The sequence below is a fragment of the Actinomadura meridiana genome (genome assembly GCF_039537545.1).
GTDB lineage: Bacteria > Actinomycetota > Actinomycetes > Streptosporangiales > Streptosporangiaceae > Spirillospora > Spirillospora meridiana.
In genome coordinates this window covers 209,893-223,219 of the sequence record NZ_BAABAS010000020.1, presented here as the reverse complement: position 1 = coordinate 223,219, position 13,327 = coordinate 209,893, and the positions used below count along the sequence as shown (strand labels likewise).

At 67.0% G+C, this 13,327-nt stretch carries 15 protein-coding genes and 1 tRNA gene; 6 read left to right on the top strand and 10 right to left on the bottom strand.

The window, feature by feature from the left end; translation table 11 throughout:
• Nucleotides 1–36 precede the first annotated feature (36 nt).
• Together ABD808_RS27040 and ABD808_RS27035 are read left to right on the top strand one after the other, a co-directional pair.
• A complete protein-coding gene (locus ABD808_RS27040) occupies nucleotides 37–774 on the top strand; it encodes a ZIP family metal transporter (RefSeq protein ID WP_344901992.1) in 738 nt (245 codons plus the stop codon).
• Between the two features lie 84 nt (nucleotides 775–858).
• A tRNA-Gly gene (locus tag ABD808_RS27035) sits at nucleotides 859–929 on the top strand.
• A 181-nt stretch (nucleotides 930–1,110) separates the two neighbouring features.
• On the opposite strand, the gene ABD808_RS27030 is transcribed toward ABD808_RS27035, so the two are convergent.
• From ABD808_RS27030 to ABD808_RS27020, 3 genes are all read right to left on the bottom strand, one after another.
• Entirely contained in the window at nucleotides 1,111–1,611 is a 501-nt protein-coding gene (locus tag ABD808_RS27030; protein WP_344901989.1) for an SRPBCC family protein, read from the bottom strand.
• A complete protein-coding gene (locus ABD808_RS27025; protein WP_344901984.1) occupies nucleotides 1,608–1,970 on the bottom strand; it encodes a metalloregulator ArsR/SmtB family transcription factor in 363 nt (120 codons plus the stop codon). Before ABD808_RS27025 ends, ABD808_RS27030 begins: the two co-directional genes overlap by 4 nt.
• A 355-nt stretch (nucleotides 1,971–2,325) precedes the next feature.
• Nucleotides 2,326–2,955: a TetR/AcrR family transcriptional regulator gene (locus ABD808_RS27020; RefSeq protein WP_344901979.1), complete on the bottom strand. Its 630-nt coding sequence runs from the start codon at nucleotides 2,953–2,955 to the stop codon at nucleotides 2,326–2,328.
• Nucleotides 2,956–3,071: 116 nt separating this feature from the next.
• Here ABD808_RS27020 and ABD808_RS27015 point away from each other — a divergent pair, with 116 nt between their 5' ends.
• Both ABD808_RS27015 and ABD808_RS27010 read left to right on the top strand, forming a co-directional pair.
• Entirely contained in the window at nucleotides 3,072–3,911 is an 840-nt protein-coding gene (locus ABD808_RS27015) for an SDR family NAD(P)-dependent oxidoreductase (protein WP_344901976.1), read from the top strand.
• 333 nt (nucleotides 3,912–4,244) lie between these two features.
• Complete coding sequence (locus ABD808_RS27010) at nucleotides 4,245–5,042, top strand: alpha/beta fold hydrolase (RefSeq protein WP_344901973.1); 798 nt, start codon at nucleotides 4,245–4,247, stop codon at nucleotides 5,040–5,042.
• A gap of 1,015 nt (nucleotides 5,043–6,057) precedes the next feature.
• Here ABD808_RS27010 and ABD808_RS27005 read toward each other — a convergent pair.
• The 3 genes from ABD808_RS27005 to ABD808_RS26995 form a co-directional block, all read right to left on the bottom strand.
• A complete protein-coding gene (locus tag ABD808_RS27005; RefSeq protein ID WP_344901970.1) occupies nucleotides 6,058–6,828 on the bottom strand; it encodes a GNAT family N-acetyltransferase in 771 nt (256 codons plus the stop codon).
• Between the two features lie 572 nt (nucleotides 6,829–7,400).
• Nucleotides 7,401–7,601, bottom strand: coding sequence for a hypothetical protein (locus tag ABD808_RS27000; protein ID WP_344901967.1), 201 nt, complete (start codon nucleotides 7,599–7,601; stop codon nucleotides 7,401–7,403).
• A 392-nt stretch (nucleotides 7,602–7,993) separates the two neighbouring features.
• The gene (locus ABD808_RS26995; RefSeq protein ID WP_344901964.1) at nucleotides 7,994–8,335 is read right to left on the bottom strand and encodes a winged helix-turn-helix transcriptional regulator; all 342 of its coding nucleotides are present in this window, start codon (nucleotides 8,333–8,335) and stop codon (nucleotides 7,994–7,996) included.
• 98 nt (nucleotides 8,336–8,433) lie between these two features.
• Between ABD808_RS26995 and ABD808_RS26990 the strand changes: the two genes are divergently transcribed.
• Together ABD808_RS26990 and ABD808_RS26985 are read left to right on the top strand one after the other, a co-directional pair.
• The gene (locus tag ABD808_RS26990; protein WP_344901961.1) at nucleotides 8,434–9,300 is read left to right on the top strand and encodes an NAD(P)-dependent oxidoreductase; all 867 of its coding nucleotides are present in this window, start codon (nucleotides 8,434–8,436) and stop codon (nucleotides 9,298–9,300) included.
• A gap of 54 nt (nucleotides 9,301–9,354) precedes the next feature.
• Nucleotides 9,355–9,945, top strand: a complete 591-nt coding sequence (locus tag ABD808_RS26985; protein WP_344901958.1) for a DinB family protein — start codon at nucleotides 9,355–9,357, stop codon at nucleotides 9,943–9,945.
• A gap of 79 nt (nucleotides 9,946–10,024) precedes the next feature.
• Here ABD808_RS26985 and ABD808_RS26980 read toward each other — a convergent pair whose 3' ends face one another.
• Genes ABD808_RS26980 through ABD808_RS26965 form a run of 4 tightly spaced genes read right to left on the bottom strand, consistent with a single transcriptional unit; the run spans nucleotide 10,025 to nucleotide 13,327 of the window.
• A complete protein-coding gene (locus ABD808_RS26980) occupies nucleotides 10,025–10,615 on the bottom strand; it encodes a UbiX family flavin prenyltransferase (protein ID WP_344901955.1) in 591 nt (196 codons plus the stop codon).
• Nucleotides 10,612–11,976 (bottom strand): UbiD family decarboxylase, encoded by a 1,365-nt coding sequence (locus ABD808_RS26975; protein WP_344901952.1) that lies wholly within the window; start codon nucleotides 11,974–11,976, stop codon nucleotides 10,612–10,614. Before ABD808_RS26975 ends, ABD808_RS26980 begins: the two co-directional genes overlap by 4 nt.
• The gene (locus tag ABD808_RS26970; RefSeq protein ID WP_344901949.1) at nucleotides 11,973–12,662 is read right to left on the bottom strand and encodes a beta/alpha barrel domain-containing protein; all 690 of its coding nucleotides are present in this window, start codon (nucleotides 12,660–12,662) and stop codon (nucleotides 11,973–11,975) included. Before ABD808_RS26970 ends, ABD808_RS26975 begins: the two co-directional genes overlap by 4 nt.
• Entirely contained in the window at nucleotides 12,659–13,327 is a 669-nt protein-coding gene (locus ABD808_RS26965) for a phosphoribosylanthranilate isomerase (protein WP_344901946.1), read from the bottom strand. Before ABD808_RS26965 ends, ABD808_RS26970 begins: the two co-directional genes overlap by 4 nt.

Here is a 13,327-nt window from a genome sequence, read left to right as displayed (position 1 = left end):
AGGGTTGCGGCGACGACCGCCTGGTAAGACCCATGAATGGCCGTGATCGCGTCCGTCCTCGCGTTCGCGATGACGCTCGCCGGGGGCCTCACGGCGATGCGCGTCCGCGACCACCGCCACCTCGTCCTCGGGTTGGCGGGCGGCCTGATGCTCGGCGTCGTCGCCTTCGACCTGCTCCCCGAATCACTGGAGATGGCGCACCACGACCCTTTGGGCGTCCCCACCCCAATGATCGGCTTCGCGATCGGCTTCGTCGTCCTCCACATCGTGGAACAGTCGGTCGCGATCCACCGCGCACACGAATCGGAGTACGCACCCCACGTCCACGCGCACGGACGCGGCTCAGCGGGCCTGCTGGCCGCGTCCGCGCTGGTCGTCCACAGCCTCATCGACGGCCTCAGCATCGGCCTGGGCTTCCAGTCCGGCACAGACGTGGGCATCTTCGTAGCCTTGGCCGTAATCACCCACGACTTCGCGGACGGCTTCAACACCTTCACAGCCGCATCCCTGAACCGCACCGACCGCCGCCCGGCCTTCCTCCTCCTGACCGCCGACGCCCTGGCCCCCATCGCAGGCGCCGCCGCCGGAACCCTGGCCACGGTCCCGAACACCGTCCTGTCCCCCTACCTGGGCTTCTTCGCCGGCGTCCTCCTCTACCTCTCCGCCGCCGAGATCCTCCCAGAGGCACACAGCGTCCACCCAAGAGTCCTAACCCTCTGCGCCACAGCCGCAGGCCTAACAGCAGTCCTCCTAACCGTAGGCCTAGCCCACTAACGCCGCCCCCACCCCAAACCCACAACCAACCCCCGACCGACTTCCGGTACAGTATCCACAGCAAGGCGGCCCACCAGGCTCCACGCGGGTGTAGTTCAATGGTAGAACTTCAGCTTCCCAAGCTGACAGCGCGGGTTCGATTCCCGTCACCCGCTCCCACACCAAAGGCCCAGGTCAATGACTTTGGGCCTTGCCTGTCTATCAGCCGCCGTGCCCGCTACGTGCCCGAGTCCTTGGCCTTGTTCCCCTGCTTGGACTACTTGAGTTCCCGCTCGGCCATCTTGCCGAGCGCCGACGCGATCTCCCTGTCGCGCTGGTGACGGCTCGGCTTGAGTGTCACGTTCGGGGGATCAATGCGGTGAAGTATGGCTTCATTGCGGGGTAGTAGTCGTTGAAGTCCGGCTTGGGGGAGCCGTTGTGTGCGGCTACGAGCATGTCCAGGTAGTACTCCCAGCCGGGGCCGATCTCGCCGATCTGGTCGTCGCTGTCGAGGTGCTGTACGAACCGCAGCTGCGTCGAACCGCCTGCTTCCGACAGCAGCAGCTCGAGTCGCCAGGTGCCGGACTCGTCGGTCGTCGACAGGGCCAGCCGTTGTGGCGGCTCACATGCGTCGATGCGCATGTCCATCCACGGCGCCTGCTCCTCGAACGCCATCTGCACCTTGATAGTCCCGCCGGGTACGGCGTCGCCCTCCCATGGCCCGAACCAGCGGGCCGTCCGGTCGGATTCTGTGACGCTGGCCCACACGTCCTCGGCGGACGCACGGAACGTCCGGGTGAGGACGAGATCGCTTCCGGTGCCGGTACGGAACAGCTCGCCGGTGGGGTGAGGGCTCATGCCGTGTTCTCCTTCGCCTGGTCGGGTGCGCCGCGCGAACGGCCTTCGCGGCGGGTCCGGTAGACCTCTGTCTCCAGCGCGTCGAGGCGGTGCTCCCAACTGGACGGCTGGACGAACTGTGCGAGCCACGTGGTGAGCTCGGTGAACCGTCCGGCGTCGAGCTCGTAGAGCCGTCGTCTGCCGACGAGTTCGTCACGTACCAGCCCGCTTTGTCTGAGCACGCGCAGGTGGCGGCTCACGGCCGGTCTGCTGATCTGGAAGTGCTCGGCGATCTGCCCTGCCGAGAGCCTGCCGCCGCGCAGCATGACCAGGATCTGCCGTCGCACCGGATCCGCGATCGCACCCGCCACTTCGTCCACACAGAAAGCGTAACCTACTAGTTACGTATTTGTCGACGGCCGAAAACGCCCTGACGCAGGGACAACAGGCGGATCCATGGCCAGCGCCCTCCCTAGGGACCGTCCACGAGGCACGGGGTCGGTGACCTGCACCCAAGGTCGCCCCAGCCGGGGACGTGATCCTCGAAGCTGGGCCTTGAGCTCTTCTAGGGGTGAGATGGCCCACGGGCAATAAGCGGGCGAGCAGGCCACCGGGGCCAGCGCCCCGACCGCCCCGTAGTCTCGCTCGGCATCGTTCAAGACGCCGTCGTACGAAGCCGTGCCTGCTGCCCGTTGGCAGCAGACTTGGGTAGGAGTAAGCCCGTCGCGTCGTGGCTCAAGGCCGGGGTGCGAAGGCGCTGAGGAAAGTGGCCACTGCGGATTCGGTGATGGTCTTGCGTTCGAGGCGGGGGATGCGGCGGGTGCCGAAGCGTGACCGCGCCTCCAGCGGCCCGGTCAGCAGCGCCGTGAGATGTTCGGCGGCCAGCGCCGGGTCGGCGATGTCGATGTGGCCTTCCAGGGCCAGTCGGGCGAGCCGGTCGGCGAGCGCTTGGGCAACAGGTTCGGCGACGCCGACCTGCGTCAGTTCCAGCAGATCGGGAAACTGCGGAGTCTCGGCGTACAACAGGCGCCTCAGCGCCCAGGACTGCGGGTCGCAGTAGCAGTCGACGAGGTGGATCCCGACTTTGGTCAGCGCGGCGGGGAGGTCGTCACCCGTCTCGGCCAGCAGTGCCACCGCGGCCAGGTTGCGGGCCAGCGCCCGCTCGGACAGCGCGGCGATCGTCTCGCGGAACAGGCTCTCCTTGTCGCCGAAGTGGTTGTAGACGGTGGCCTTGGCGACTCCCGCCTCTGCGGCGATCTGGTCGACATGAGCCTGCGGGTAGCCCTCGCGCGCGAACACGCTGAACGCGGCGTCCAGGATGTCCTTCCGCTTGTCGATGCGGCCCCTGTTCAACTGTGGGCTCATGTTCCGAGCATACCGGGCCGTCCACCAAACCAGACTCTTCGGGCTAGTGGCCTTGGTCTGGGCTGTACTGGTAGGACTGTTATGTTGGACTCTTGAGTCTAGTTGAGGAGACGTCGTTGAAGACGATCGTGATCACTGGGGGCACCGCCGGCATCGGGAAGGGGCTGGGCCTGCACTGCCTGGGGCGCGGCGACCGGGTGGTCGTCATCGGCAGCGACCCGGACAAGGGCCGCCGGTTCCTTGAGGAGGCTCGGGCCATCGGCTCGGGCGAGCGCGCCGAATATGTTCAGGCCGATCTGAGCCTGGTGGCCGAGAACCGGCGGGTCGTCGCCGAAATCGCACAGAGCCACCCGGTCGTGGACGCCTTGGTGCTGGCCGCGCGATACTACCGCTCGACCCGCCGCGAGACCGCCGAGGGCATCGAGCACAACTTCGCGCTGTTCTATCTGAGCCGGTATCTGTTCAGCCACGGCCTGGCCGACCGACTGGAGGCGGGGGAACAGCCCGTGATCCTCGACCTAGCCGGACCGGGCGCCGACCTGTCGGCGATGAACTGGGACGATCTCCAATTCACCCGCGACTACCGGCCGGACCGCGTCATGGCGCAATGCGGCAAACTCAGCGACCTGGCCGGTGTCGGATTCACCGCCGCACATCCCGGCACCCGGATCCGTTACGTCCTGGCGCATCCCGGCCTGACCGCCACCGGATTCACCGGTGACTACAACGAGGCTGACGCTGCGGTTGTCGCCGGAATGCACGACCGCGGCCAGCCGGTCGACGCGGCCGTGGACATGCTGCGACGCCATCTCGACAACCCTGACCCAGAACCGTTGAGTGCCTACATGCAGCACACCAAGATCGACGTGAGCGGCGCACCTTTCGATCCCGCCGCCGCGCGACAGTTGGCGGACATCACCCGGGCCGTGCTCTCCGGGACCGGCCAACCGGCCTAGCAGGCCCCCCGCGATCCACGCTGAGTGCTGTCCCGATCGCCATGATCGGCGTTGACGACATCAGCGGGCAGGCCAGGCCCTCGACTCGTGGACGCCCCATGCCAGCCTGCCGGATTCCTGAAGGCAGCCGCCGACCCTCCCGACGCGCCAGAAAACTGCCACCCAGTCCCGGTCCCGGTCCCGGTCACAGTCGCACTCGGCCTTGGGGGCAGGGAGGTGAGTCCGTAAGGGTTCTCCCGTCGAGTTCCTGACGATCACGCTAGGCGCGCTGGCCGCTCCGCAGGCGCGGGACTCCCCCACCCCGAACGGTCAGAAAGTGCCGAATATGATCCGGTGACGGGGGTGATCATGGCGGACGTGCGGGCGACGGTGTGGGGAGACGGCTCGGACTCGGCGGTCTTCGTTCACGGGATCTTCAGTTGGGGCGCCGACGAGTTGTACGGATTCGGCAATCAGCGGCCCCTGGAGGATGAGTTTCGGCTGGTCATGATGGACCGGCGCGGTCACGGGGCGAGCCCGGATATCGACGGCAGTGATTATGAGGTGGACGCGGACGACATCGTCGCTTTGCTCGGCGGCGGTGCTCATCTGGTGGCGCACTCCTATGGCGGCGCGGGCGCGATGCTGGCCGCCGTGCGCCGACCTGACCTGGTGCGGTCGCTGACGCTGATCCAACCTGGCACCCTGCGGCCTGCGGCTGGTCATCCGGTGGTGGACGAGGCATTGGAACGCGCTCGCGCCAGCGCTGGGGGACTGCCGCCAGAGACGACCCCGGAGGAGTATCTGCGGGCGTCCACCGAGGGCATCGGAATGCCTGTGCCGGAGGCCACGCCGGAACGCCTGCGGACGGTCCGCACCGCGATGCGTGAGCGGCCCTGCTGGGACGCGGACATCCCGCTGGACCCGCTCGCCACCGCACCCTGGCCCAAGCTGATGATCTCGGGCACCTGGGAGGACGCCCCCGAGCTCTACCGCCGGTACGCGGGCGAGCCTCTGATCGCCGCCGCCGAGTTCATCGCCGACCGGATCAGCGCACGACACCTCAAGGTCCCCGGCTACTACCCACAGGTCCAACAAGCCGACGAGGTCAACGACGCCCTGCGAAACTTGTGGCGGCACGGGCTGGGCTGATCCACGCGATTGCCGTCACCTGCTCCACACCACAGTCCTAAGGCCACATAACCGGCTCGTGCATTGCTCAGGCTTCACTGTTCGCCATTTTGATCAGCCCACGACGTGCTCGCGACGACGGGTGGCAGGCCACCATGGCAGGTTCCCGGCGAACTCGACCCCTCACTCTCCGTGGGCGCCGTCTCTCGTTCGTGAAGCAAGGCGACCACGTTTGCCACAGGTTCGATGACATCGGTCAGCGTTGCCAAGGCGGTCGTCGCCGCAGCCAGCGTCAGTCCGGTGGAATTCTTGCACCCGATTACGTTGACAGTCACATGATCTGACTATCAGCCGCCTCGCACGACGCATCGTCCGCGGGCGCGCGGCCCGTTAGGACGGAACAACTCATTACCTGGAACGCGGCGAAAAGGCCTACTGAAGCGCCCATACGTTGACGCCACCGAACTCAACTGTTCTGGATCAAGGACGGTGCCGTTTGCGCCCTTGATACGACCCGCCGCCCGCGTATCCGGGGGGTGTGGCGTGGGCGCTGGTCCGCGACCGCACGCGCATGGCCGCGCATCGCTGCGTGGGCGCGTTTGCCGGACGATCGCCCGGTCCGCTCGGGGTCGCGCCGCTGCATTAGGAGCCAAACAGCTCTGGATACGGGCACGGCTCCAAAGTCGATTCGGGTCTGTCCGCCCACATCCACCACTGGTGACTATCGACACAACCCCAAAGCGAGCGGCACGTGCGTTTCCCGTCATCCTCCCGCAGCATCAGGACGAAGCCGCCCCACTCCAGCACTCGGTTGCAAGTGGGGCAAGTGGGAAGGTCGGCGGACACGATGTCCACGATATCGAGCCTCCAAGAGCCTCTGGCTTTAGGAAGTTCATTCTGCCCCGTGGTGCTCATCGGTGGCTGAGGCCTGAGTTTCCCCTATGACATCGTCCCGGTCAGAGAGCTACCAGACCCCGGCGGGTTGAGGTGGGTGAGGAGCGCGAATACGTTTCGTCTTTTTGTAATGGTGGGGTGTTCAGGCTGGGGGTGACCAGATGTAGGGGGTTGTGGTGGTTATGGCTTGGAAGCCTAGGCGTTCTAGGATGGGGCGGCTGTCGTCGGAGGCGTCGACCTGTAGGTATCGGTAGCCGCGTTCGGCGGCTAGATGGGCTCGGGCGGCCACAAGCCTGCGGTAGATGCCGCGGCCTCGCCATGTCTTGAGTGTCGAACCGCCCCACAGGGATGCGAAGATCCCGTCCTGTTGGAGTGCCATCCAGGCCGCGGCGACGACTTGGCCGGCGGCCTCTGCGGTGAAGATCGCCATGTGGTCGGGAGCGGCGGCGAGCATTCCGGACAGATGGTCTCCCATGAAGCCGCAGTCTTGGCCCCATACCTGCGACTCCATTGCCACGATCGCGGGGATCGCCTCGCTGCCGACCCGGCGAATCACCACGTCGTCGGGAGTGGGTGGGGCGGTTGGAATGTCGGTGATGTTGCCGATGACGACTGTCTCGGTGGGGTCGGCGACGAAACCTGCCGCTTGCAGCCGGTCGGGCAAGTCGTCGGGGAGGTCGTGGCCTCGGGTCTTCCACTCCACGGCTTCGCCGCGGGCGCCGAAGAAGGCGATCTGCGCGGCGATGAGAGCGTCCACATCATGGCTGGAGAGGTCGCGCGGGCCGGTGATGAAGCCGCGATGATCTCCGACGACCCGCAACAACGGACCGTCCCGCTCGAGCCAAGCGCCCGACGACAGGACGCCGGTTCCCCGCAGGTGCTCGTCATAGGCGGCCAGAAGGTCATCACTCATCAGGTCGACAGTAATGACACACGAGCCTGGATGGCGACAGCTTTTCGCGCCTAGACCATGACAGTTGAAGGCACCGGCGTGGTGATACCCCGCGCGGCGCAGGCCCTGGAAGCTGCCGCAACTCAGCAACCGGCAGCTGGACGGTTGAGGGTGTTGCCCGAACTCATCGACGAACGTTGCCGCTGGATGCGAAGCAGCTTGCGGGGCGGGCAGTGGTGATCTTGCCCGGCCCGCTGGGAGGACGGCGGGGTTGTTGGCGGGGGTCCGGACGCGCGGGTGGTGTAGGGGTTTCGTTGAGGTAGGCGCGGATTTTGGTGGCGGGCCAGGAGTTGTAGATCGAGCCGTTGGGCATGCCGCGATTGTGTTGTGGTTCGGTGTCTTAGACCCCGATTCAGTGGTGGTGGCGATGAAACATGCGGTGGGGCGAGGCCGGCGTGCTGGCGGTTGTGGGCGACGTGGCTAGGACGAGGTCGGCGGGGCCGGGTGGCGTCGTGTGTGGTGGTGGGGTGCGGGGCGCGGGGTTTCTCCGCACCCCACCAGGTTCGGTTGTGTTGTTGGTGGCCGGGGGTTGATCAGGGGGTGTTGAGGTTGTGGTGGGTTGCGGAGATCCAGGAGACGCCGGTCTTGCTGGTGAGGGGTCCAGGCTGGGGGGTGTGCTGATGGCCAGGGGCGCTGCGTTTGAGGCGGGTGAGGGTGTGTGGGGAAGCTTGGTCCGAGGCATCGGCGGTGGGCTTGCGGTTGGTTGTTTGTGCGTTGCGGGTGAGGACGTTCATGGGTGACCTCCTGGTTGGGTTCGGTGAGGAGTCGGGATTGAGTTGGAGAAGGCCAGTTCAGCCTGTGATTGGGCGCAGGGGGACGTGAGCTGGTCCGCTTTGGTTGTTGCGGTGGGGTGGTGCCTCTGCTTGTAGGCGGTGGCTGCCACTCGACCGTGGGGCGCGGTCTTAGTTTGGGGCTTGGCGGAGTTGGCCTGGGGGCGCGCGTGGGTGCCCTCCACGTTCTGAGACGCGGCAGTTGTGGTTCTATGACGCGGGTCAGGGGATTGATGTGGACCTGGCCGAGCGGTTCAGTGTACGTGCAGGTGAGCGGCGGGTTGGAGAACGCGCGCGCTGCGGAGACAGGAGGGTCTGTGGCGGGTGGGCCCCGTCCAGGATCGGGTGGGGTGGGGTTAGTGGGGTGGGGTGTTGCCGAGGATGTTTTGGCGTCCCCAGGCGCCCAGGGGAGCCAGGGCCTCGTTGAGGGTGGTGCCGAGTGGGGTTAGGGAGTACTCGACGTGTGGTGGGACCTCGGCGTACGCCTTGCGGTTCACGATGCCGTCCAGCTCCAGCTCTCGTAGGTGGGCTGTGAGGACCTTTTCGGTTATCCCGGGTAGCTCTCTGCGTAGCTCGCCGAAGCGGTGGGGGCGTTGGGCGAGTGCCCAGAGGATCAGGACCTTCCACTTGCCGCCGATCACGTCTATCGCCGCGTCGATGCCGCAGACGTAGGAGCCCGGTCGCCGTGTGGTTCGCATCGTTCTGACCCTTCTGCCTTGTTGTTGGCGTCAGGGTAACCACGCACTTCAAAGTGCGTACTTGATCGTTGTCGTGTCCGGCGACGAGCCTGGAGGGCATGGGAGATACGAAGATCAGTGTGCTCGGGCTTGGTGCTATGGGCAGTGCGCTCGCTCGCGCGTGGCTCGTCGCTGGGTATGAGGTGACTGTTTGGAACCGTACGGTGAGCCGGGCCGAGTTGCTTGCTGCGGAGGGTGCGAAGGTTGCGGTGACGGCTCGTGAAGCGGTGGCTGTGGGTGATTTGGTGGTTGTCTGCTTGCTTGATGACGTCTCTGTGGGTGAGGTTCTCGATGGTGCGGAGTTGGGGGGTAAGGATCTGGTCAATGTGACTACCGGGGTTCCTGGGGAGGCGCGGGAGCGTGCTGAATGGGCGGTTGGACGTGGTGCTCGCTATTTGGACGGCGGAATTATGGCTGTGCCGCCGATGATCGGGGTTCAGGGTTCTGGTGCTTATGTCTTCTACAGCGGGTCGTCGGAGTTGTTCGCGGCCTGGGGTGATGTGCTGGCCGTTCCGGCGGCAATCCGGTTTGTCGGGGAGGATCCTGGGTTGGCCGCCCTCTATGACGTGGCGCTGCTTAGTGCGATGACCGGCATGTTCGCGGGGGTGTCGCATGCTTTCGCACTTATGAGGAGGACGCAGGTTGCTCCCGAGGGGTTTGCGGCTTTGCTCGTCGAATGGCTTACTGGTATGGCGCCTTACGCGAATGGGGTTGCTGCGCAATTGGAGACCGGCGATTACACCCTGGGGGTGACCTCGAACCTTGCCATGATGGTGGAGGCTAACGGGACGCTGCTTCGGACCGCCGAGGAACAGGGCGTCAGTCCGGAGTTGATCAGTCCGTTCATGGCACTGATGGAGCGTCGTCTCGCTGACGGGCACGGTGATGAGGGCACCACGGGGGTGATCGATCTGCTGCTGCGCTGAGCAGGCTGGACGCTGCCCGAAAAGCGTTCGGGGCGGGGTGGGAGACTGCGTGGCATGACTGGATCGGGTTTCAAGGCGGATCTTCAGCGTTATCTACAGGCTGGGCGGGACGCCCTGCTGTGGAAGATGGAGGGGCTCTCGGAGTACGACATTCGTCGTCCGGTGATGCCGACCAGTACCAACTTGTTGGGGCTGGTCAAGCATGTGGCCAGCCTTGAGTTCGTGTACTTCGGCGATACTTTCGGTCGGCCGTCCGGTGAGGCGCTGCCGTGGTTCGACGATGATGCCGAGCTCAATGCGGACATGTGGGCGACGGCCGATGAGTCGCGTGATCAGATCATCGGGCTGTATCACCGGGCGTGGGCGCATTCTGACGCAACGTTCGAGGCGTTGGAGTTGGACGCGGCCGGGCGGGTGGCGCACTGGCCGGACGAGCGGAGCGCGGTGACGCTGCACCAAATCCTGGTGCATGTGATCGCTGAGACCAGTCGGCATGCCGGTCACGCCGACATCGTCCGGGAACTGATCGATGGAACTGTGGGGATGCGGGTCGACACCGACAACATGGCGCCTGGTGACAAGGCCTGGTGGGAGGGCTACCGGGATCGGCTCGAGCGCGCGGCGCGGGAAGCTGATGGGGGCTGAGTCGTCGCCGACGTTGGTGGACAAGAACTGCGGGTGGCAGCTGAGCGGATAGCGCCCACGATCTGGTGTAACTGAGGGTTCAGATTGGTGGGGCTTTGCCGTTGGTGCGGGTGGGGATGCCTTGCCAGCGGCGGGCCGTTGGAGGCTCCAGGTCGAACTGGTCGAGTACCCGGACGGCGATGTGGTCCACGATGTCGTCGATCGTGGTCGGACGGTTGTAGAACGCGGGCACGGGCGGGGCGATCACGGTGCCCATGCGTGCCAGCGTGAGCATGTTGTCGAGATGGATTTCTGAGAGCGGGAGTTCGCGGGGGACGAGCACCAGTTTGCGGTGTTCCTTGAGGGTGACGTCCGCCGCTCGGGCGATCAGTCCCTCGCCGTAGCCCGTGCGGACGGCGGCCAGCGTCTTCATGCTGCACGGTGCGATGATCATGCCGTCGGTGCGGAACGAGCCGCTGGAGATCGGTGCCGCCACGTCGCCCGCCCCGTGCACATGGTCGGCCAGCGCGTACACGTCGGAGACGTTGAGGTCGGTTTCTGTTTCCAGGGTGGCCCGGCCCCATCGGCTGAGGATCAGGTGGGTCTCCACGCCTAGTTCTCTGAGCATCGAGAGGATCCGCACGCCGATGACGGTTCCGGTGGCCCCGGTGATCCCCACTACGAGTCTCATCCGGGCTCCTGGAAACTTCGCCCGAAGGTGTCGCGCAGCGCGGACGGCACCGTCGCGTTGATGAAGGTGCGGTTGTCGCCGCCGCCCCGGTCCCAGGTGTCCGAGTGGGACGGGTCCATGCCGAGTGGCCGGAAACCGGGGAGGGTGACCGCGTCGACGCCGAGGTTGGCGCGGGTGGTCATGGCCCAGAGGACGTCCTCGGGGTTGCGGATGTCCACGTCGTCGTCGACGTAGATGATCAGTTTGGTGAACGGGTGCCGGGTGAAGATCGCCTGGGAGATCCCGGCCAGGCGTTGGTTCGCGTCCGGTCCCAGGTCGGTCACGGCGGCGACGAGGGTGAGCATGCCGCCTCCGGCCGGGGTGTGGTGCAGGTCCGCGATCGTCGGGTCGTCGAGCGACAGGGCGGTGGAGACGGCACCGGCCATTCCCAGGATCACCGACTGTTCCCGGCCCGGGCCGATCGTCGCCTGGTAGAGGGCGCCGGGACGTGCCGTGACGGCGGTGACGGTGATGACCGGCAGGTCCCGCTGGGCGGTGCCGTCGTAGCCGAGGAACTCCGGCATGGAGACTCGCGTGGTCGTCGCCTCGTCGGACGTCGTGCCGTCTAGATGGCCTTCGATCACGATCTCCGACGTCGCGAGGACGTGTTCAGGCTGGCTGACGGCCGGTGCGAGCGCGAGGGGGGCGCCCGCGAACGCGCCCGCGACGTCGAGTTTGGTGGTTCCGTCCGGCAGGAATCTGGTGCCCAGGGACGCAGCGATCATCGCGGCGGGCGGTGCGCCGAGGTTGATCGTCACGGGGAGCCGTTCGCCCCGTTCCGTCGCGGCCAGGTATCGGGCGCGCAGGTGGCGGCTGGGCAGCATCCAGATCGCCAGGTGGTCGTCGTCCAGGACGAGCATGCGATGCACCGAGAGCGCGTCGCCCGACTGGACGATCCCCATCGTGAGATAGCGTCCGGCGTCGCGCGGGGTCGTCCGCAGTATCGGCAGGCGCGACAGGTCGGGGAGGCGTTCGGCGTCTCGGACGGCGGTTACAGGTGTCCTCGCCTCGGCCAGCGCCTGGCGGGCGGTCAGCGGGTTTACCTTGACCGGAAAGCCGGGGAGGAAGCGGCGGACGCGTGGTTCGTCCCCGTACAGCCCGAGCAGCAAGGCGATCTCGCCCACCCCGGTGTAGCGGACGGCGCACTCAGAGCGGGCAGCGGGAACGGCCGGGACGCCGGCGAAATTGGCGGCGAAGTGGGCGGCGACCGTGTCGGGCGTGAGGGGGACGTCGCATTCGTGGTGGTCGGACGGCCCCAGCCGCGTCAGCGCGTCGCGGACGGAGAGCGCCCCGTCCACCCGGTCCTCGTTGAGGGTCGTCATCGTCGGCCTTCCGCCAGCGCGTCCCGCCAGGTGGTGAGCGACGGTGCCCGCAGCAAGCCGGTGCCGATCAGCAGCCCGGCGTAGCCCGCGTCGAGCAGGGTCGCGGCGATCTCAGGTGTCGTGATGCCGCTCGCGCTCACCGGGCAGCGAGTGCCCGTGGCCCGCACGGCGGGGAGGAGCGAGAGGCTGCGTCCGATGTCGGCGGCGCCCGTCTCGCGGTCGCGGATGTCCTTGTTGTTGACGGCGATCACGCAGTCGGCGACGTGGGTCACCGTCTGGATCTCCCCTTCGCTGACCACCTCGACGAAGGGCGTGAGACCCACGGCCAGGCAGCGGTCGATCCGGCTGGCCAGCGTCCCGGCGGACAGGAGCGCGGCGGTGAGCAGGACGGCGCTGGCCCCGAGGTCGCGGGCCCGTTCCAGGTCGGCGTCGGAGGTGATGAAGTCCTTCTGGAGGATCGGCAGGTCAGTGCGCGCCGCCACCGCGCGCAGCATGTCGCGGTCGCCGCCGAACCAGCGGCCGGTCACGACCGAGAGGCAGGGGGCGCCCGCCGTCTCGTAGGCGGACGCGAGGTCGGCGGGGGACCGGCCGTCGGTCAGGTCGGTCCCGGCGGCGTCGCGGGCCTTGATCTCCATGATGACAGGGGTCTCGGCCGCCAGCAGCGCCTCGATGAACCGGCTCGTCATGACGTTCCACCTTTCGCGCCCCATGCCTGACGCAGGGCGGTGACGCGTTCCGCCGAGAACGCTCCGTCCTGTCCCCGGGCAAATGAATCGACGTCGATTCCGGCGAAGCCGGGGAGTGCGGTCAGTTCGGCGTAGCGATCCCGAATGTCCGGCTGGATCCCGCCCGCCAGCAGGAACGGGCGGGTCAGCCGTTGCGCGAGAGCCCGCGCGGCGTCCGGCGCGGGTGGGACGCCTGTGCTTCCCACCTGGCCGTCGGCGGTGACGCTGTCCAGCAGAAACAGGTCGGTACCGGCCCGCTCGTACGAGGCGATCAGCGGTCGTTCCACGCAGTCCTCGCCCCGCAGGTGCAGCACCTTCACGACCGTGAGGCCCTCCGCCTTGAGCGCGGCGACCAGCGCGGGCGGCTGGTAACCGTGCAGTTGGACCCATCGCGTTCCCGAGGCGGACGTGACCGTGCGCAGTGTCGTCGCGTCCCGGACGAAGGTGACGAGGACGGGTGTCGCGCCGCGTGCCGTGGTAAGCCCAGCCAACCTGGTGAGCTGGGCCGATGTGAGGTCCGCGTGGCCGCCGGGGACGCCGTGCCAGAGGCCGATCAGATCGACCCCCAGCTCGGCGAGCAGGCCGATGTCGGCGTCCCCGGTAGCCCCGCAGATCTTGGTCCACAT